This window comes from Deinococcus yavapaiensis KR-236 (assembly GCF_003217515.1).
Taxonomy (GTDB): Bacteria; Deinococcota; Deinococci; order Deinococcales; family Deinococcaceae; genus Deinococcus_A; species Deinococcus_A yavapaiensis.
On record NZ_QJSX01000003.1, the window covers coordinates 334,013 to 352,048 of the forward strand.

Genomic DNA, 18,036 nt, shown 5'->3' on the forward strand with positions numbered 1-18,036 from the left:
TTCGTTGTGCAGACAGTATTCGTAGTGTTTTTCGCGAACCTTCCCTGTGAGAGGTCAATAAACCGGACTCGTTGTCATGATACTCGTGCTGGCGCACATCTAGCACTGCGCGAACCTTCCCGTAAGTGCTCGTCACGCTCGGTTCGCGCGACTAGCTTGCCGGATCAAACACGGTGACTGTAATGCCGCGCCGCCATGCTCCCGGTTCTGGATGACGAATTTCAATGTCCCTTCTGCTTCGTGGCGTTTCGGTTCGCGCTTCGACTCGAACACTTTCGTGCAAGAGGAAGGAGGGGGCGTTCCCGAGTGGGTCGTCGTGTGTAAAGACAACGACGCGAAGGGTACTTGTGGTGCCCGTCGAGTGCGAGCGGTGGTTGTCGTACATTCGCACGAGGGCGGTCCAAAAGAGGGACAGGTCATCCTCTGTGACGAACGGCGCGGCGTCACTATGAGGTGAATACTGACCGGTTACGACGTAGGCCCCGTAGGGAACGCTCCAGCGTTCCCCGAACGTGGTGCGCTTATGAGCGTCTTCTTCTTTCGTCACCACTACGCGCGCCAAACTGTCGGATACGGCTTCAATCGGATGAACACTGTTCCCCATGTGGATTTGTAGGGCGCCTTTGACCTTGCCGGCCTTGTGACTTCCCGTGTCCATGGTGGCCCCGAACATCCGTACGTCGAAGTACTGCTGCAGCATGTGCTCGCGCGCTTTCTCCTCGCTCTCGCGGTTCTTGCTGCTCTTCCCGACCCGCTTGACGAGGTTCTTCAACAAGTCGAGCGTGTCACGCGTCGCCTTCCCCTTTAAATCAGACCACAATGCCTTCAATTCCTCTGAGTCCAGCGAGCCGTCATACGTGAGCTTCCGGGTGTCCTCGTCGAGGCTAAATGCAGGTGGAAGCTCCTCGACGAGCTCGGTCAGTGCGTTCAATTGAGCGTCGGTGACGACTTGATCGGCTTCTTGCGTGGCCATGAGACCGTTGGCTTCGTAATTCCGTCGGAGCGTCGCGTTGAGAGGGGCGTCCCTTTCGATGAAAATCCTGTACCTGTCGGCATCCTGTTTGACGAGCTTGACGAAGTCCCGCACCTTCCGCTTGACACTGGCATCCGTGACGCGCCCCAACCCAGTCCGCGCGTCCATGCGAGGGCGGTTGGCGGCATCAGGGTCACCGTTCGGATTGCCGTCCTTTACTTGGAAGACGAGGACGAAGTCGTGCCGCTTGCCAGGATCGAGAAGTGGGCTACCAGGACGAAGGGCGTCCTCGAACGGCAACGTGGAGCTGGAAGTCAGGGTCATTTGATTCCTCCTGAGGAATGAGTTTCCTTGTAGTACCCGAGGACGAAAGCCGTCTTCTGCTCTGGTGAAAGCGCACTCGGTACGTTGTCCGGCGTCAACTCGGCGGTAAGCTCGGCAATCCGTCGTGACAGGGTATAAGCGAGCCCAGGCGAAGTGCGGCGCAGTTTAGCGAGGTGGGGACGCGTGGCCGTCACGATCAAACCGATGGCTTGCGCTGGGTTTTGCGCGGCCAGTCCGAACATGCGGTCCGCGACGGTGGTGCCTACCTTGCCGAGGGCTCGCCGTTGCGCGTACTCGGCGACTGCGAGCAGTTGCCCTGTTCGGTACGCGAGATCCGCAGGGGATGGAGGTTCGGTCATGGCGTCTCCTTCTGAAAGAACGTGGGTCGCGAACAAGGTGAGTTGAGCGAGGGCCGCGAGGCCCGGCGTGATGTGCTTCGGAGTTTTCGCGCGAGTCGAGATGAAGATTGGAAGGCTCGCAGAAAGCAAGGTGTTTTGCAGGACGTGGGACAGCAAGTCTTCGTCCATATGTGGTGGAAGCTTGCTTCCTTTGATTTCTTTTCCTTGCGACGACTTTCTTCCCGTGGCAGGTGAAGGCTGGTGCGTGGCGGACTCGAGCATGCCGCGGATTCCGTACGTGATCGTGGTGCCCGCGTACGGCACGGTTGTCCGGCGGAGGAAGGTTCGCACACGAGCTTGAATCACGGGAAGATGCTCTTGCACTCGGCCTCGTACGATCAAGCGACCCGTGTTGCTGGCCAACAAGAGCCCTTGGAAGACCGCCGCGTCCAGGGTGGGCGGGTGGTGCCCGGAGATGGGCGCGGCGAGGAGTTGGCGGGCATGCTCCGGGGATGGGGCGAACAAGTCTTCCTCGAGGGAGAGCTCGTCGGCCTCGTTCGTCCAGTAAACGAAGGACGCATTCCGAAGGTAGACGCGGTGTTTGGTGTCGTCGAGGAGACCTTGAATGGCTTTCGCGAGGCGTTCGGCCGTGACAGTGCTCAAGCCAGTTCCGAAGGAGTTCTCGAGGCCATACGAGTCGAAAGCTTTCTCGTTCGCACTGGCCAGCAAGGGCGACTCACGCTTGCCGTTCCCTCGAGCACCTGGGACGCCTCGTATTTTGGTTGTCGCTGGAAGTCGTTGCGTGAAGGGGGCGTTTTGTCCGGTCACGGCGTCCGGCAATTGACGCGCGTTCGTTTGCAAGGTCTGCTGCCAGTACGCTTGCAACGCGGGGTCGTCATGCACGTGGTTTCCATCAACCAGGAACACCAGCATCTGCTGCGCCTTCCTACCCTGTGGGAGTTCCGGCGGCGTCTCCAATTTTCGAAGGGCCGTGAGGAGACTGGTCAACGCGGGGTGGTTCGTGTCCCGCACGGCTTGCTCGAGGCTTTCGAGGAACGCTCGGTGCCGGTCCGGGGACTTCGCATCCCGTGGAATGCCCAGCGAGTACTCGGCGGTATCACAGGCTAAGGCGGCTACGGATCGGTTTGTCCTTGACGCTGCCAACTTGGGGAAGAGCACGGGTCGAATCGTCTCGTCGGCTGCGATCAGGGGAAGGCGAAGTTCGTCGTTTTCGATGTGCGCGATGATGTCAGGACGCCCGAGCTGGTAGCCAGCCACGTCTTGTCCGGCCACGTTCCGCGCGTAGTACTCGAGGAGTTCAGCGAACATGGTCATGCCCCGGTACGCGGAGGATTCCGTTGTCGAGGTGCGCTCCGAAGTACTCGGGTACGGCACGGCCTTTCACTGTTCGCGCGCCATCACTTCCGTGACGCGTGAAGGTAAACGGTCCCCGCTCGTCTTCTTGGTAATTGAGTCGCAGCAGCATCATCCCTAGGTCGCGGGTGACGTCAATGGGGCGTTCGCTGCCGGTGGGTCGAGTGAAGTATGCGTGGAACTCGCGCAGACCGAGGTATGGACTGTGGAAGTTGCGGCCACGTTCCACGCGATCCATGAACATCCCCGTGTACTTCTGCACGGGCGCGGTCGCGTGGGATTCAAGGTGAATCCGAGCTTTGATGACGTACGCTACGTCCTTGAGCGCGAGGGTCGTGCGTTGTGTGCGCCGTTCGCTCGCGGCGATGTACGACTGCCGTGGCGTCTGCCGGTCTTTGATTTCGTTGCGGGTGATGCTGACGTACTCGATCGGGTTGAGAACGTGAATTTCCGTGATTTGGTAGTCGAACTCGGGCTTCCAGAAGATGGCTTTGAGAAGGTTGTGGGCGGCCGACGGAGTCATCACGTCATACGTGACGCGTTCCACCTTCAATTCGGGGCGAGTGAAACACGCCAGGGGACCCCAGACTTTCACGTGAACGAGATTCATGGTCCTCCTAGAGGTCGAGGAGCGCTCGAGCGCCGAAGACGGGATGATACGGGCCGATCCAGACGGCGAGGCCCGAGGGCAGTTCCTCGATGAGCCCAGCGGCTTGTGCTTTGCGGTACTCGCCTTCTCGGAGGGAGATGGCGTAAGGCGCGAGCGTCCGAAGCAACCTGCGAGAGGGATGGCGTTCGAGTTCGGCGAGACGCGCGTGAATATCCGCTCGGTACGGAACGTACACGCTCGTGGTGTCCTCGGGAATCAAGCGGTACCGTTCCTCGGTGTCCGCGAACGCGTGATCCAATCGCGCTTGCAGCACACAATTCGCGTCGGTATCGATCGAGCGGTACACGTCAGCGAAGTATCGGGGCGCCGTTTCCCGGTCGTTCAAATTCGCTCCGCGTTCCAGGTGGCGTTGCGCGTGCCTCGTGAGCAGGCCGTACCCGCCGGTGGGAGGCAGCGTTCCTTCGTCGGGAATCACGATGCTGACGCGGCCGGGTGAGTGGAGACGGCCTTCGCGGTTGCAGCGCCCTCCGGATTGAATGATGCGGTCGAGGGGACCGAGGGCTCGCATCACGAACGGGAAGTCGACGTCCACGCCAGCTTCGATGACTTGGGTGCTGGTGAGGCGGCAAGGTGCCCTTGCCGGAAAGGGGAGGCGAGGATCCAGGCGTGCTCGAACTGTCCGTAGGACGTCCGCTCGGTGAGCTCCGCATTGCAAGGTGCTGAGGTGGAGTGCGTCCGGATCTTGCAGCGCGTCGTGAAGAGCGATGGCGTCACGCCGTGTGTTCAGGACGGCCAATGCTTGACGTTCGGACAGCACTTCATCGGCGAGGTCCCGCCATGAGCGGGGGTTCGGATGGTAGTGGTACGTGACGCGTCGCAGCAACTCAAAGTGCCGCTCGGCCTCCTTGACGGGCACGATGTCCGTGACGGATCGAAAGCCGGCGAGGTACGGCGAGGTGCCTTCGAGCGCGGGCTGAGTGGCGGTACACAAGACGACGCTGCATTGGTAGTCGTCCACGAGGGCTTGCAGCATGGTGACCGTCGGTTGGGTGAGGGCGACGGGCAGCGTTTGCACTTCGTCGATCACGATGACGCTCTTGGCGATGTTGTGAAGCTTTCGTGCTCGGCCTGGCCGAGCGGTATGCAAACTCTCGAGGAGTTGCACGGTTGTCGTGACGATAAGCGGCGCATCCCAGTTTTCGCTCGCAAGGCGAAGTCGACTGAACGGAGTTTCGGCCGGTGAGGCGGAGTGATGCTCGACGACGCTGGTAGGACCGAACAAGCCCCGGTACACTTCTGCCGTTTGCGTTGTGATGGAGGTGTACGGCACCGCGATGATGACGCGCTTCAACTCTTGCTGCACGGCATGTTCGAGAGCGAAGGCAAGCCCACTGCGTGTCTTTCCACCACCTGTCGGGGTGGTGAGCCGAAAGACGCCGCGGTCGGAACGGGCGCTCGCTTGGCATCGCTCGTAGATTTCCTTGCGCGTGGCGTTCACCGGGGAGTCGACGGCGTCGCGTTGCAACGCGTCCTGATCGCGTTGCAGGACGGTCAGGAGGTCGGAGAGGTTGGGTTGGAGAGTGACGTCGCGTTGTTGAGCGCGGTGGGGTTGGAAGTGCGCTTCCGTGTCGAGGTAGTCGGCATCGACCAAAGTGCTGAAGAGCATGCGCTGCCATAGTTCGCGGCGGAGTAACTCGGCGCTTCGGCCCTGTGGGGTGTTCGTGGGCGCTTTGGGAAGCGGGTACGAGAGTGCCAAGGTTTGCAGTTCGGGCCACAAGGCCAGAGTGGCTTGCCGGATGTCTTGATACGCGGGATCCTGCTGGACAGCTGTCAGGAAGCTGTTCAGGGCGCTCTTGTTGATCAAGCCGCTGTGATGACCGCGCAAGGCGTTCACGAGGTGCTGAGCGTTAAGTTCGGCGGCGAGCAGCGCACCGTACCGGGCGTGCGAAGGATGAACGTCAGGGTCTCGATCTTCGAACAGCGCTTGAAGGTAACGTTGGAAGGCAGGGTTGAGCTTCCCGGCATCATGCAAAATGGCAAGCGCTCGAGCGTGCTGTCGTGCGTCGAACCGGTCGGCGAAGGATTCGGCCAAGCGGCAGACTTCCGCTACGTGCTCTGTGAGCTTGTGGAAGGTGGACTCACCTGGGCGAGGTGTGTGCGCGTACATACTGGGGTTCCCCGTGAATGGCCTGAGTGCTTGCCGTGATTGAAATTGCATTCAGGTTAACACTCATATAAGCGTCGCCAACAGCAAATGTGGGTGCCCACTCCCGAGCGTGAGCAGCATCGGCATGTTTGCTTTCAGGAGGCTTCACTATGGCTTGGTTCACCCGTGAAAGGCGCGCCGCCAGATCGGAGCCAAGTACGGCAACAGGCCGACTTGACTTGTATTCGGTGCGTTCAACGCCTCAGCGGGATTGTTGCCGTTGATTCTTAAGGCTGTACACGGACAGGCGCTTCTCGTCTTCCATCACGTCCCGGTACAAATCGCTGGTGATGGACGGGCGAGCGTGACCTGCAATGGCCGACACGACTTCGAGTTTTTCTCCGCCGCGCAACCGGTGGGTGATGTTCGTGTATCGCCCCGCGTGCGAACCGAAGTGGCGAATGCCCGCTCGCTTGCAGAGGCGGTCGATGCTTCGATTGACGTTGCGTGGGTGCATGAGGGTGCCGAGCGCCGTCGTGAAGATCAGACCGCACTCCTGCCACGCTTCACCGAGTGCCGCGCGGTCGTGTTGCTGTTTCGCTTGGCGCTCGCCAAGGACGTCGAGGAGGTCGGCGCTGCCGTACAAGGTCCGGCGGGAGCCGGCAGTCTTTAAGGGACCGATGACGGGCTTATTGCGAAGGAGCTTCACTTGCTGTTCCACGCGGATCGCGCCCGTGTGGAAGTTGACGTCCTGCCAACGCAAGCCGAGCGCTTCACCTCGCCGCAAGCCGAGGCTGAAGAGGGTGTAGAACAGCGGGTACAAGGCGTCGTCTTCGGCGGCGGTCAGAAAGCGGTCCAGCTCGTCGTCCGTGAGGGCTTTACGCCGTTCGCTCTTCACGCTTTTCTCGGCTTCAGTCGCCTTCACGCGAATGCCGCGGGCGGGATTGACGGCGAGGAGTTCCTGCTCGATGGCCTCGTCGAAGGCGGCCCGCAAGTGCTCGAAGACTTTCGCTCGGCCGCTCGCCGCGAGGTTCTTGCTCGCCAGGAAGGTCTCGAGGTCCCTGAGGTGCGTGCGCTTGACGGTTTGCAAGCGCAGCATCTTCAAGTTCTCGGGGACGTACAAGCGGAGGCGCGTGGCGTACAACTCGTACGTGGTTTCGCTGACGTGCGGTTTGCGTCCTTCGAGCCAGCGACCCAGCCATTCCCCGAGGGTGATGCGGTCGGGAGAGGCCAGCAGACCCTTGGCTTGTGCGGCCATCGCAGTGGCAAGTGCTTTCTTGGCGGCCGTTTCGTTGGGGGCCGTGCCTGACTTGCGGCGTTGCTTGCCTCGCTCGTCGAACCCGACGGTGAGCGACCACTGCCACTTGCCGCTCGGTAACTTGCGGACGCTGCCCAAGCCGTTGCCGCGTTCACGTTCCCGCCTCTTCCTGTCTGCCTGGTCTGTCATGTGTTACTCCTCGCGGTACTCCAGCAAGTCGTTCATTCCGAGGGGTTTGCCCGTCAAGGTGCGGAGGGCGTCGATCAACGCTTCAAGGGTGGCGCGATCGAAGCGCTTCGGTCCGTCACCTCGATTGACTCGGTAGATCGTGTTCTCTCCCAGCCGATGCCCGCGCTTGATGGCTTCGACTTCGACTTGCCGTGCCGTCAGACCGTTCGCCTTCAACACGTTCCCGAGCTTCCACACGAGCTTCCCCATGCTTCACCATACTCCTTTCTCTAGCAGAAGTACTAGGCATCGTCATGATCAGAACCCTGGCTTCAAGCCAACGCGCACATGCGCAAACAACACAAGAAGCACCGGGGTAGGGGGGACCAAGGCGGCCACACTCGGATGAATCGTGCCGCGTGTATTTTTTCCGACTTCACCATTCTTTCGTCTCCGTGCGGGTTCATGCTGCGTCGACGGCGAACGAGCGCGAGGGTGGAAACGCGCCTGATTCCTCCTGCCGCAGGCGCCATGTCGCTCCTTTCGCCGATGCACTCGAACTTGCGCGGACCCGACTCAAACCGGAGGGGTCGTCCCACCCCTCCGGTGCCACACGCGAAACAGGGAAGTCGGGCAAGAGCGCTTGCCTCGAATTCCAGCTCGTCCTACACGGACTCCAGCAATTCGAGGCACTCGGGCAATGCTGATGTGACACGGTATGCTTTCGGAGCGCCTCGTTCGCTCAGCGTCGACTCTTCGACCTTCCCCTCCACGAGGAGGGTTTGAACGGCCGATCTCACCGCGTCTTTCGCGGCCCGCTCCTTCAGGGCGCCCGCCTGCATCGCGACCTTCACCAAGTCACCGTAACGCACCCAATGCCCAGCGCTCCGCTCCACGTGCCGCATCACTGCCATAGACGCGAGGGACGTTCGCGTTGAGGACTTGCCATCTGGCAAGTCGTGAAGTTCGATGCTGAGAATGTCGACGTCGCCCCCGCCTTCGCGGACGACTTCCACCCCGAAGGCGTAGCGGGAAGGCGCGTAACTCGCCTTTTGAACTTGCCAGCGCAAGACGTCATGCCCTTCGACGCTCGCGTCCTCGACCGTCAAGATGTGCACGGCGCGAACCTGTGCCATCTTGGCGACGCTGCCCGTCACACCCCGCGCACCGTCCCGCTCGCCCGCTTGGGCTTTCGGCAGGTGATCGGTCACGATCACGGCCGCTCCCGTCGCCGTCGCCAATTCACGAAGCGCCACCATCGGTCCCATGACGGCGCTTTGCTTGTTCGGATTCACCCCCGGGAAGCTTGCCATGAACGAGTCGAGCACGACCGCGATGATGTCGCGTTCCAGCACGAAGGGAATCAGTTCGTCGAAACTGTTCTGAAGCAAGCCGTGCTCGTTCGGCTCCAACACACGAACGAGTTCCATGCGACCGTCGGGAAAGGCGTTACGGTGCTGCTCCAGCCAATAGCGCACGCCGCGCGACTCACCGTCGTCCGGGGCGTCGGTGTTGATGTACAGCACGCCCCCGTGCCGCACCGCGCGCCCCATGAAGCGACCGATGCCGGGCGGACGCGTCACCTGCCAAAGAAGGTGTGTGAGCAGGGTCGTCTTTCCCACGCCTTCCCGCGCGGCGACCAAACTGACGTTGCGCATGGGGAACAAGTCCTCGTCGAGGAACTCGATCCGTTGGAGAGGCGCGTGAAGATCCACGTCCCGGAAGTGGTCAAGCGTCACGGTCGAACGCCTCCCAGGAACGCACGCTCCAGTCTCGCGCGGGTTTGCCCCACTGCCTCAAACCCCAGTCTTGCCCGCTGGGCGCCGCTCGTTTCGAGGCAGTCTCGGGGTGCCTCTCTGAACCGGGCTGCCTGGATGCCGACGCGTCGATCGCTTCCAACAGCCACGCTCGCAAAACGGACACCCCGTCCTTTCCGAGGAGGTCGCAAAAGTCTCGCCCGACGGGTAGGAAGGGGAGACTCCGGACGTCCGAAGCACCCTCTTGGTACGCGAGTCGAGCCAGGCGCTCCTGGGCGTCCCGCCCCGCTCGGTCGTCGTCGGTGTAGAGGTACACGACCCGCGACGCGAGCCCCGAGACGTGCGGCCAAGCGCTCGCGCCCGCCAAGCCTTGCACGTCGAACTGCGCGGCTGCTCGTAAGGCTCGGTGGGCGGCGACCGCGTTGAGCTCGCCTTCCACGAGCAGCAACGCGCTTCCTTGACCGTACCTGGGGGAGCACCACGCGGGCGAGCCGTGCCCTTTGAGGCGGTACACGTAACGCTCCAGGCTCCGCGTCCGCAATTCCTCGGCGGTGCCGGCATTGCGGACCTTCAATCCCCATGGACGTCCGTCCGGGCCGCCTACCGTCAGCGCGAGCGCGCCTCGATGCGCGAGAACCTTCCCCGCCCGAGTGCGGAAGGGCCGCGTGAGCTTCCCAGCGTCGAGGGCGCTCTCTCCCCACAACCCTCGACGTGCGAGTTCGCGGGCGCCTGGGTCGTTCTCGTCAAGCGGCGAGACCAGACGCGTGAGGCGGTGGCGCTCGTCCTCGGATAGAGGCGAGAAGTTTCCTCCTCCTGTGGGCAGGGCGTGGATTGAAGGCGGCTTGACGATTCGCTGGAGGGGCGTGCTCGCCCCTGGCAAGTTCGCTCGCGTTTCCAATTCTCGCCGAGCTTCGGCAGGCGAGTAGCCGCATTGCAGGAGGAAGTCGTACGCGTCCCCGCCCGCGTCGTCCCCACCAAAGCGCTTCCAGCGCCAGCATCCATGCTTGGATCGGAAGACACTGAAACTCGGATGACGCTCCTCGTGACCTGGACGCGGATCGCGAATCACGCCGCCTCGTTCTACGCTCCATCCGGAGGCAAGTTGCGGGCCGCACACGTCCTCGATCAAGTCAGGCAAGCTGATCTGCTCGACCGCGTCACGAATGCGCGTCATGCCTGAACGCCTCGGTAACCCATGCGTCGCAAGTCCGTCAGTAACTTCCACGCGGCTTCGGTCTTCCGCCCTCGAGCGATTTCGGACAGGAGATACTGCTCGAGGGTTTGCCATCGGCGGCGAGAGGCGCGAGTCACGCCTTACGCCCGTTGAGGAATTCCACGATGGCTTCTCGTGGAATGATGTACTTCTTGCCGTACCGAATCGAGCGGAGTTGACCGGAACGCAGCAGTTCGTACACGGCGTTCTTCCCCAACCGCAGAACTGCGGGAAGCTCTTTGACTTCATACGCCGCTCGATCCAGAACCATCAGGTGGGAGAAGGGCGCGAGCGTCATGCGCGTGCCTCCGAGCGATCACGAAGGAATCGTCGCAGATCGCGTTGATCCACGACGCGCACGTGGTGAAGGCGAGCGGCCTTCACGAGACCTGCGTCCACCCAGCGCCGCATCGTCTGCTCGCTGACGCCTGCTTCTCGTGCGGCTTGACCGACCAGCAGCAACTCTCTGACTTCGTCCATCTCGTACTCCTTCTCCATCGTAGGAGCGCATCGAGCAGGTAGGCTGAATGCGCTGGGCCACGGCTGAAATGCGGTGGGGTGCGCCTGCCAGTCGCGTGTCCCGCCTGGGTCGTGTTGTCGACAGCTCAATCCTGAACGTGGGCTGTATCCTTGTGAGCAGACGGCGGGCCAATTGGCAGATGGTTGGCTCGTTATGAAGCTCTCGCTCACGCCTTCAGGGTAGAAGCTGTGGGGAGGACGTGACTTATGGTCCAACAACGACTACACACGAGTTTTTCCTGCACCTAGAGCGACAAATTATGCGTTGAGGGCTAAATCATACGCGTGCGACCTGTTGGAGCTAAAAACCGCTCTGAGAGCGAGTCGAACTTGCAAGTGAACGTCGTCGATGGACAACCGACACTCCTCGTTCTCTTGTAACTCTGAAGTCGTAAACCGAGCTGTACCTTGAAGCCCTCGTTGGAGGCGATGGCTCCTATTATTGGCATCGGTTGAAGTCGCGTGGGAAGACACCCTCTCCCCGCGCTTTCACAAGGACCGCTGGACTTTCGCGCCACCCATGTGACTTTCGCGGTTATCAATAGCATCGGTCGAAGTGGAGCGGGAGGCAGCGTGCCCGTCCTTGTGTAACGAAGGTAGAACCTCCGAACCATCCCCATGGTCATCAATAGATGCGCGTTCGACAATGTACACGCCGTGATCACGCACATTTTTTAGAGCGATGGACGTAGTGTCGATGTCGCAGATTTTATCCAGCAAAGGCCTAAGGTCCGAGGAGCTGGCATTTGCGCCCACAACATCTTGTGCGCAACGTAAGGTGGGGTTATGAAAGCCTTCAAGCTACTGATTCCTACTGTCTTGGCCGTGCTGAGTATGGCGAGTGCTGCGTCATCGCCTTTTACGGGTAAGTGGGTGAATCCTCAGGTACCCCAGAACACGTTTGAATTCTTGTCGAAGGGGAGGTTGCTCGTCGTGTCCGGTGGACTTTCGATGCCTATAGGAGAATATGAAGCAATTTCAAGTAAACGAGTGTTATTGATGTACCGCATGGTTGGCTTCGGTATTGATAATCCGGTAGCTACAACAATGACGTTGAAGAATGGTCGATTGTGCTTTGACGAACTTGAATACCGCAGCAACTGTTACACAAAGTCAAAGAATTAGAAGTTGCCCTAAAAACTACCTAGTCGTTCTCGAGAAATAGGGCTGCCTGAAATCTAATATTGCGGCTGTAGTATTAATGCGATTATGTTATAGTCGCACTCATCTAAGCCTTCCTGCTGCAAATAGGATTGTACAGTAAAAAGGGCTGTGGATTTATACTATTAAGGATAAAATTCTGACCTCGCAAACGCTGGAGAATGTCCTCGTTCTTGTAAATCAGTAAGGTTTAGGTGAAGCCATGGGAAAAAACTCTAAGAAGGACAACTGCGCCACGTCGCAACAGCTTATTAACGCCCTAAGGAGTGACGATCTCGCTACTTCTAACGGGGCGCTGCTTTGGTTTAAAAATCATGTCAAAGTTGTTGATGCTGGTATTGAGCTTTCATTTGCGTACCAGGAAGCAGTGAGAAAGTCAGCAGATTCCATTGCAAAGTTAATGAGAGAGATTCTAGATGGTTTGGATGACGTAAGATGCCCTGACAGCGATTGGGTATTTATGGTTTTATACAATGTAGATTTGAATGATCCGGGATCAGTAAAGGCGATAGTAGATCACTACGCTCATAAATATGGAAATAAAAGAAAGCTGAGAGATGCATTCTTATCCGCTATTGCATCAATTTCTGCGATAGATGTAGGAGTAGCCCCACAGGAAAATGGCAAATTAGAAGTAAAAAGCGCAGAAAGTCTTACGGATCTAGAGGGGAAGAAGCTTTTGTCAAGCAGTGAACCTAGTAAGGCCCACTTGGGCATATACTGGTACTATGTTCGTAAAGATTCTGATTTTGACGATGAATCTATAGATGATCTATTTGAAGAGGCGGTAGAAATATCCGCTAATTACATTCTTGATGCCCTATGTGACGGCTTTAATTCAAGCAGATCGAGTATCGGTATTAGTTATAGCGACATTTATGACTTATTGCACGACGCAGATTTTCACGATGAAAGATATGCTGAAATGACTTTTCGACGTAGCTTAAAAAATATGCCTTCGGGGAGTCTGGATGCGGCGCAGCTTTCGAAGGCCTATTGCTCGATTGAATTAAGCCTACGAAGCTAAAAATGTTGCTAAATATGTCACTCAATGCGTAGCAACTTTTGGGCCGTATCGTCCAAAGGGAGTAGCTTGCGAAGGGTCGTTATCTTTTTACGCTGTGCCCAGAAGAAATCACAGATGCGCAATGATTACGCCTCGAACCATTACCGTCCCAGCTCCTCCAAGTCGATGTTCAACTTCTTGGAGAGCTGCACGAAGTAGATCAGGACGTCCATGACTTCCTCCTTGAGCGCTTCCAGGGAGGCACCCGCCGCTTCAGGCTGGTGGGATTGCTCTTCGGTCAGCCATTGAAAGTGCTCCATCAACTTGGCCACCTCCACCAAAAGCGCCATGACGAGGTTCTTCGGCGCGTGGTACGCCTTCCATTGTCGCTCGTGTGCAAATTCGAGGAGGCGTTACTGGAGAGCTGGGAAGTCCATCACAGCAGGGTAGCAGCGGACCTCTAGCGTTCCATCCGAGACCGGTTGAGGGCAAACAACGTTACTTACGCTTGTTCTCGTACATCAGAATAAAAGACCAAGGTACTTATTGACATTTTCAATGATCGCTGTCACTATGGTGCGTGTCAGAACCCACCTCTTTCCCTGACTTCTACGGCAGTCTCGACGACCTCGTCAACACAGCCAATCAACTTCTTCCTCGCTTCATGCCAGACATCGATCGTGACGCCCGCGTCACCGATCTCGTGAACCCACGCCTCGTCCGGCACTACACGAGCGAAAACCTGATCGACCCTCCCCAGAAGGAAGGTCGGGAGGCCCGCTATACCCGACGTCACCTCCTCCAGCTTCTCACCCTTCGCAAGTTGATGACTGGCGGATTGTCCGCCGGCTCGGCAGGCGACGTGCTGCGCAACCGATCCGACCTGGAGCTCGAAATGATTCTGCAAAGCGGCTGGAAGCTCAACGTCACCCCTGACCCGAAAACCCACCAGGGCGGCAGTTCTCCCAACCACGACCGCCGGTTCGCCTTGATAGCTGGGGCTGTTGGTCTGAACAGCGTGGTGGGCGCTCTTGCCGTCCCAACAACAGCCCGTTTGAAGGCCGCCGCTCTAGCCAACAAGTCCAAATCCACCCATGACGAGTCCGTCCAACGTCACCGCTGGACTCACGTTGAGCTGGAACCCGGCTTCGAAGTGCACCTTCGAGACGACTACCAATCGCCGAAAACGCCCGCTGAACGCGAACGCATCGCGAAGCTGATCATGGATCTGCTCGCCCAACACAAACGCAAGTGACCCGCCAAGGAGGCCGTATGAACGAACCGATCATCACCTTCAAGCCGCTCCGCCCTTCCATCCCGTCCGGGGAGGACGTCACCCTTGAGGTGCTCGTCCGCATTTCCACAGCACCGGTGGAACGGGTCATCGAACGGCCTCCTTTGAATGTCGCCCTCGTCATCGACCGGAGCGGCAGCATGGCCGGCACGCCCATGCACACGGCCCGGGAGGCCGCCAAGGCTTTCGTGCGGGAACTCGGGCCGAACGACCGCGTCGCCGTCGTCGCGTTCGACAGCACCGTCGAACTCACCGTTCCAAGCACGTTCGTCGACGAGCCGGACCGCATCTGCGCGGCCATCGATGCAATCCGCACGCGGGGAAGCACTGCACTCTACGCCGGGTGGCTCGAGGGCGCGCAGCAAGTCGCCCTGCACCAGCAGGACGGCGTCATCAACCGCGTGATCCTCCTCAGCGACGGACACGCGAACGTCGGCCTACGAACGGCCGAAGACATCGCGCCCGCCATGCGTGGCTTGAACGAACGAGGTGTCAGCACGAGCACCATCGGCATCGGCGATTACTACGACGAGACACTGCTCGCCGCCATCAGCACCGCCGGGGACGGCAACTACCACTTCGTCGAACACCTCGACCAACTCGAGCCCGTCCTGCGCTTGGAGCTGGGCGAACTCACCTCCTCGCGTGGCCGCCTCGTCAGCCTCGGCTTCGAACCGAACAGCGCACAAGACGTGACGGTCGTCGATGTTCTCAACGACCTGCCGAAAACCCCGACAGGACGCTTCATGCTCCCGAACCTCCTTGCTGGAGGCAGCGTCGACACCGTGGTTCGTTTGCACGTTCCATCGGAAGCCGGGATGCAGGCGAACGTCGTCCAGCCGTTGACCGTGCGATTGGCCTGGACGGACCCGGAAACTGGCGTGAGGACGACGCGGCGCGCGACGCTGGAGTTGCCCGTTTTGCCCGCCGACGTCGCACGTGCGCAACCCGAGGATCCGGACGTTCGGGATCGCGTGACGCACCTTGAACTCGCGCGGCAACGCGCGCTCGCCGTGACGCAAATCGACCGTGGTGACTACGCGGGCGCGTCGAGCACGATGGGCGCGATGGTCGGCATCACAGCGTACTTCATGGACCCAGCCTTGCGAGATCGAGAACAAGCAGCCATCCAGGATCTGCATGACGCGTTGGGCAACCGGCAGTACGAGAAGGCGCGCAAGAAGGCGGATTCCGAGGCGTACTTGCGCCGCCGCAGCAAGTAAGCGCTCGAAGCAATGAACATCCTCGTTCACGAAAGGCGAACTGCATGCAACAGTCGAACTTGCCCAACCGGAATGATGACGCCCTCCGTTACATCCTCGCCCTGTACCTCCTCGCGCACGAAATCGCGGCCCGAGAAAAGGACAAGGGGCAGAAGCAGAAGATGGAAGCGGTCTTGAAGTTGAAGCGCGAGGCCCTCGCCGAACTGTCGGAGCCCGCCGATATCTACCGAGTGCAGAAACGCCTGCGGGAGCTGAGCTCGAAGCTCACCCCAGCGGAGGCTCTCCGGTTGATGGTGGACCTCGCCTTCAGCAATCCGTTTTCCCCGTACGAACTGTCGTTCTCCCAGAAGGTATTCGAGGATGCCCTGCGAGACGTCGCGCCCCCCCTCACGCTCCTTGGTGGAGACGCACAAAGAGCCATCGCCGAGAGGAACGAGGCCTTGAAGGCCCTTGCCGGACCCAATTGGATTCCACTTCTTTACGTGGGTGGCATGGCGATCATGGCGGCACTGGGAATCTTCTATGGCCCGGTGCTGGTCGGGCTCGTTGGTGCGGGAATGTCCGGAGCGGCGGCCGTCACAAGCGGGCTAGCCTTTCTCGGAGGGGGCAGCATGGCGTTGGGTGGGATGGGCATGACCGGGGGGCTTTGGTTGGTCTCGACTGCCTCGGCCGTGACGGGAGCGGTGGCATGGGCAGGGGGAATGACGATTTTGAAGGTGCTTCGACACTTGGGTCCGTCGGGCGCCCTGATCGAACTGGCGAAGCTCGTGACCACCTTCAGCCTCCTACTTCAACGGGATCTCCTTGGCAACGCTGCAGCCAAGGAGTACATCACGAACCTCGAGGCCCAACTGAATGCTTTGGAAATCGAGATCGAGGAGGAAAAACGGTTGAATGACAAAGGCGCGAGGAGAGTTAGGGATCTCGAGGCAACGAAAGGCATCATGCAGCGCGCGCTCAACAGGATGCATGCCTGTTTGAAGAAACACGGAACCAAAATAGAAGACGCGGCTTGACCGGGTGCGAGTGTGGGGAGGGAGGTGTAACAACCGCCCTCCGCTCGTAGTCCGATTGCCCTCGTCATCAGCGCGCAAGTGCCTGCACGACTGCATCCGGAGTTGCCGTGCGACATCATTTATCTTACTTTTGCAGTTATTGGTGTGTCAGGAAAGGTTTGTCAGCGATGTCTGCAGAACAAGAGGCGTCCGGTGCGAACAGAGCCCTTGAGCTGGGTGACAGACCAAAGCTGACGAGCCATTATCAATAATCCGTCACTTGTGGGCCATGATCAAGTTTTCACGTCCCTCGAGTAGCCCTAGAGGGTGCCAAGGAGGGGTTTGAAGTTCAGGCAAAGAGTTTGTTCGCCAACAGAAGGCAAAACGCCACGGTGTGAAAGCCAAGCAAGGTCGAAGACAACCGCTCCAAATCCCGTCCCAACCGCCTGAACCTCGACAACCAGCCGAAAGACCGTTCGACCACCCAACGACGAGGTACCAAAATGAAGCCCTTGCTGGCTTCCGGTCGCTTCACCACCAGCAGTTCCACTCCACCGTTCGCGGCGTCCAACGCTGTCTGCTGCCCGGTGTACCCCTGATCCACGAAGGCTACTTCCACCTTGACGCCCGTCACTTCCTGCACCTGCACGCACAACTCGTGCACTTGAGCGCGGTCCTGCTCGTTCGCTGGCGTGGTCATCAAGGCCAGTAGGTGACCGAGGGTGTCCACCACGATGTGCACCTTGGTCCCCTTGCGTTTCTTCGCGCCGTCGTACCCGGCACGTGCACCGCTCTCGGGGGTACTTTGCAGGGTACGGCTGTCAATGATCACCGCGGTGGGTTCGGCGCCTCGAGCTTGCTGAACTCGTGACAGGATGCGCAGGTCGTGCAGCATGTTCTCGAAGCAGGCTGCTTCGAACCATCGGGCCGCTTGTTGCCGCACGACTTCGGGTGGCGGGAAGTCATGCGGAAGGTAATCCCATTGCGCTCCTGTGCGAGTCATCCAGAAGAGGGCGTTGAGGACGTCACGCAACGGGTGTTTGCGCTGGGCGGCATGCTCAGGAGTGAGGAGCAGGTACGGAAGCACGAAGTGGTACGTGTCGTCGTCGAGGTCGCTGGGGTAGGCACGGCGCGTCATCCCTCAGTGTGGACTGATCAGAATGACCACACCTCGTTACGATCCCCTTCTTGGCACCCTCTAATGGCACGTCAGCTTTAATTTGTCACCTTACACCGGAAGGACTGTCCCATCATCCGGAACCGCCGTCTGGCCTTCGAAAGCTTTAATTTGTCACCTTAGACCGGGAGTACTGTCCCATCATCCGGAACCGCCGTCTGGCCTTCGAACGCGGCCTGCCCCTCGGCGAGCACACGGTCACGCGTGGCAAAGCGGGCCAGATGCACCAGCGCCAAAGACTTCGCCCCTGCCGCCCTCGCCATCTCACCCGCTTCCCTCGCCGTCGGGTGCATCAGGGCCGCCGCCCGACGCGCCGCGTCCTTCCCGTCGGACTCCGCGACCAGGGCGTCGCATACGAACAGATCCGCTTCGCGCGCGCACGCCACGAGCGCGTCGCACGGCACACTGTCCGCACTGTACGCCAGCACCTTGCCGCCGCCCTCCACCCGCACTGCCAGCGTCGGCACGCGGTGCTGCACCTCGAAAAAGCGCAACTCGAA

At 59.7% G+C, this 18,036-nt stretch carries 17 protein-coding genes; 4 read left to right on the plus strand and 13 right to left on the minus strand.

Annotated features, from left to right (window positions below; genetic code table 11):
• Window positions 1-151: 151 nt before the first annotated feature.
• The 10 genes from DES52_RS05735 to DES52_RS05780 form a co-directional block, all read right to left on the minus strand.
• Entirely contained in the window at window positions 152-1,297 is a 1,146-nt protein-coding gene (locus DES52_RS05735; protein ID WP_110885806.1) for a type I CRISPR-associated protein Cas7, read from the minus strand.
• Window positions 1,294-2,970: a type I-C CRISPR-associated protein Cas8c/Csd1 gene (locus DES52_RS05740; protein WP_110885807.1), complete on the minus strand. Its 1,677-nt coding sequence runs from the start codon at window positions 2,968-2,970 to the stop codon at window positions 1,294-1,296. Before DES52_RS05740 ends, DES52_RS05735 begins: the two co-directional genes overlap by 4 nt.
• On the minus strand, window positions 2,954-3,619 hold the full coding sequence (gene cas5c, locus DES52_RS05745; RefSeq protein WP_110885808.1) for a type I-C CRISPR-associated protein Cas5c: 666 nt from the start codon (window positions 3,617-3,619) through the stop codon (window positions 2,954-2,956). The genes DES52_RS05740 and cas5c overlap by 17 nt, the downstream gene beginning before the upstream one ends.
• A gap of 7 nt (window positions 3,620-3,626) precedes the next feature.
• Window positions 3,627-5,837, minus strand: a complete 2,211-nt coding sequence (locus DES52_RS05750; protein WP_110885809.1) for a CRISPR-associated endonuclease Cas3'' — start codon at window positions 5,835-5,837, stop codon at window positions 3,627-3,629.
• A gap of 190 nt (window positions 5,838-6,027) precedes the next feature.
• Window positions 6,028-7,212, minus strand: a complete 1,185-nt coding sequence (locus tag DES52_RS05755) for a tyrosine-type recombinase/integrase (protein ID WP_110885810.1) — start codon at window positions 7,210-7,212, stop codon at window positions 6,028-6,030.
• A 3-nt stretch (window positions 7,213-7,215) separates the two neighbouring features.
• Window positions 7,216-7,461 (minus strand): hypothetical protein, encoded by a 246-nt coding sequence (locus tag DES52_RS05760; protein ID WP_110885811.1) that lies wholly within the window; start codon window positions 7,459-7,461, stop codon window positions 7,216-7,218.
• A gap of 395 nt (window positions 7,462-7,856) precedes the next feature.
• Window positions 7,857-8,930 (minus strand): AAA family ATPase, encoded by a 1,074-nt coding sequence (locus tag DES52_RS05765; RefSeq protein WP_110885812.1) that lies wholly within the window; start codon window positions 8,928-8,930, stop codon window positions 7,857-7,859.
• Window positions 8,920-10,122: a hypothetical protein gene (locus DES52_RS05770; protein WP_110885813.1), complete on the minus strand. Its 1,203-nt coding sequence runs from the start codon at window positions 10,120-10,122 to the stop codon at window positions 8,920-8,922. The genes DES52_RS05765 and DES52_RS05770 overlap by 11 nt, the downstream gene beginning before the upstream one ends.
• A gap of 133 nt (window positions 10,123-10,255) precedes the next feature.
• Entirely contained in the window at window positions 10,256-10,459 is a 204-nt protein-coding gene (locus DES52_RS05775; protein ID WP_245900739.1) for a helix-turn-helix domain-containing protein, read from the minus strand.
• Window positions 10,456-10,641: a helix-turn-helix domain-containing protein gene (locus DES52_RS05780; protein ID WP_170130912.1), complete on the minus strand. Its 186-nt coding sequence runs from the start codon at window positions 10,639-10,641 to the stop codon at window positions 10,456-10,458. The genes DES52_RS05775 and DES52_RS05780 overlap by 4 nt, the downstream gene beginning before the upstream one ends.
• 1,402 nt (window positions 10,642-12,043) lie before the next feature.
• On the opposite strand from DES52_RS05780, the gene DES52_RS22505 reads away from it, so the two are divergent.
• The gene (locus DES52_RS22505) at window positions 12,044-12,868 is read left to right on the plus strand and encodes a hypothetical protein (RefSeq protein ID WP_146237198.1); all 825 of its coding nucleotides are present in this window, start codon (window positions 12,044-12,046) and stop codon (window positions 12,866-12,868) included.
• Between the two features lie 140 nt (window positions 12,869-13,008).
• Here the strand turns inward: DES52_RS22505 and DES52_RS05785 are convergent, their stop codons facing one another.
• Window positions 13,009-13,197 carry a MazG-like family protein gene (locus DES52_RS05785; RefSeq protein WP_110885815.1) on the minus strand — a complete coding sequence of 63 codons (189 nt, stop codon included), beginning with the start codon at window positions 13,195-13,197 and terminating at the stop codon, window positions 13,009-13,011.
• Between the two features lie 230 nt (window positions 13,198-13,427).
• On the opposite strand from DES52_RS05785, the gene DES52_RS05790 reads away from it, so the two are divergent.
• From DES52_RS05790 to DES52_RS05800, 3 genes are read left to right on the plus strand one after another with little or no spacing between them, the layout of a single operon-like run.
• Entirely contained in the window at window positions 13,428-14,102 is a 675-nt protein-coding gene (locus DES52_RS05790; protein ID WP_110885816.1) for a MerR family transcriptional regulator, read from the plus strand.
• 17 nt (window positions 14,103-14,119) lie between these two features.
• Complete coding sequence (locus DES52_RS05795; protein WP_110885817.1) at window positions 14,120-15,364, plus strand: vWA domain-containing protein; 1,245 nt, start codon at window positions 14,120-14,122, stop codon at window positions 15,362-15,364.
• A gap of 44 nt (window positions 15,365-15,408) precedes the next feature.
• On the plus strand, window positions 15,409-16,380 hold the full coding sequence (locus tag DES52_RS05800) for a hypothetical protein (RefSeq protein WP_110885818.1): 972 nt from the start codon (window positions 15,409-15,411) through the stop codon (window positions 16,378-16,380).
• Window positions 16,381-16,708: 328 nt separating this feature from the next.
• Here DES52_RS05800 and DES52_RS05805 read toward each other — a convergent pair whose 3' ends face one another.
• Together DES52_RS05805 and DES52_RS05810 are read right to left on the minus strand one after the other, a co-directional pair.
• Complete coding sequence (locus DES52_RS05805) at window positions 16,709-17,497, minus strand: IS5 family transposase (RefSeq protein ID WP_110885819.1); 789 nt, start codon at window positions 17,495-17,497, stop codon at window positions 16,709-16,711.
• Window positions 17,498-17,655: 158 nt separating this feature from the next.
• Window positions 17,656-18,036, minus strand: a 381-nt coding sequence (locus tag DES52_RS05810; RefSeq protein WP_146237199.1) for an MBL fold metallo-hydrolase, incomplete at its 5' end; no start/stop codon positions are given.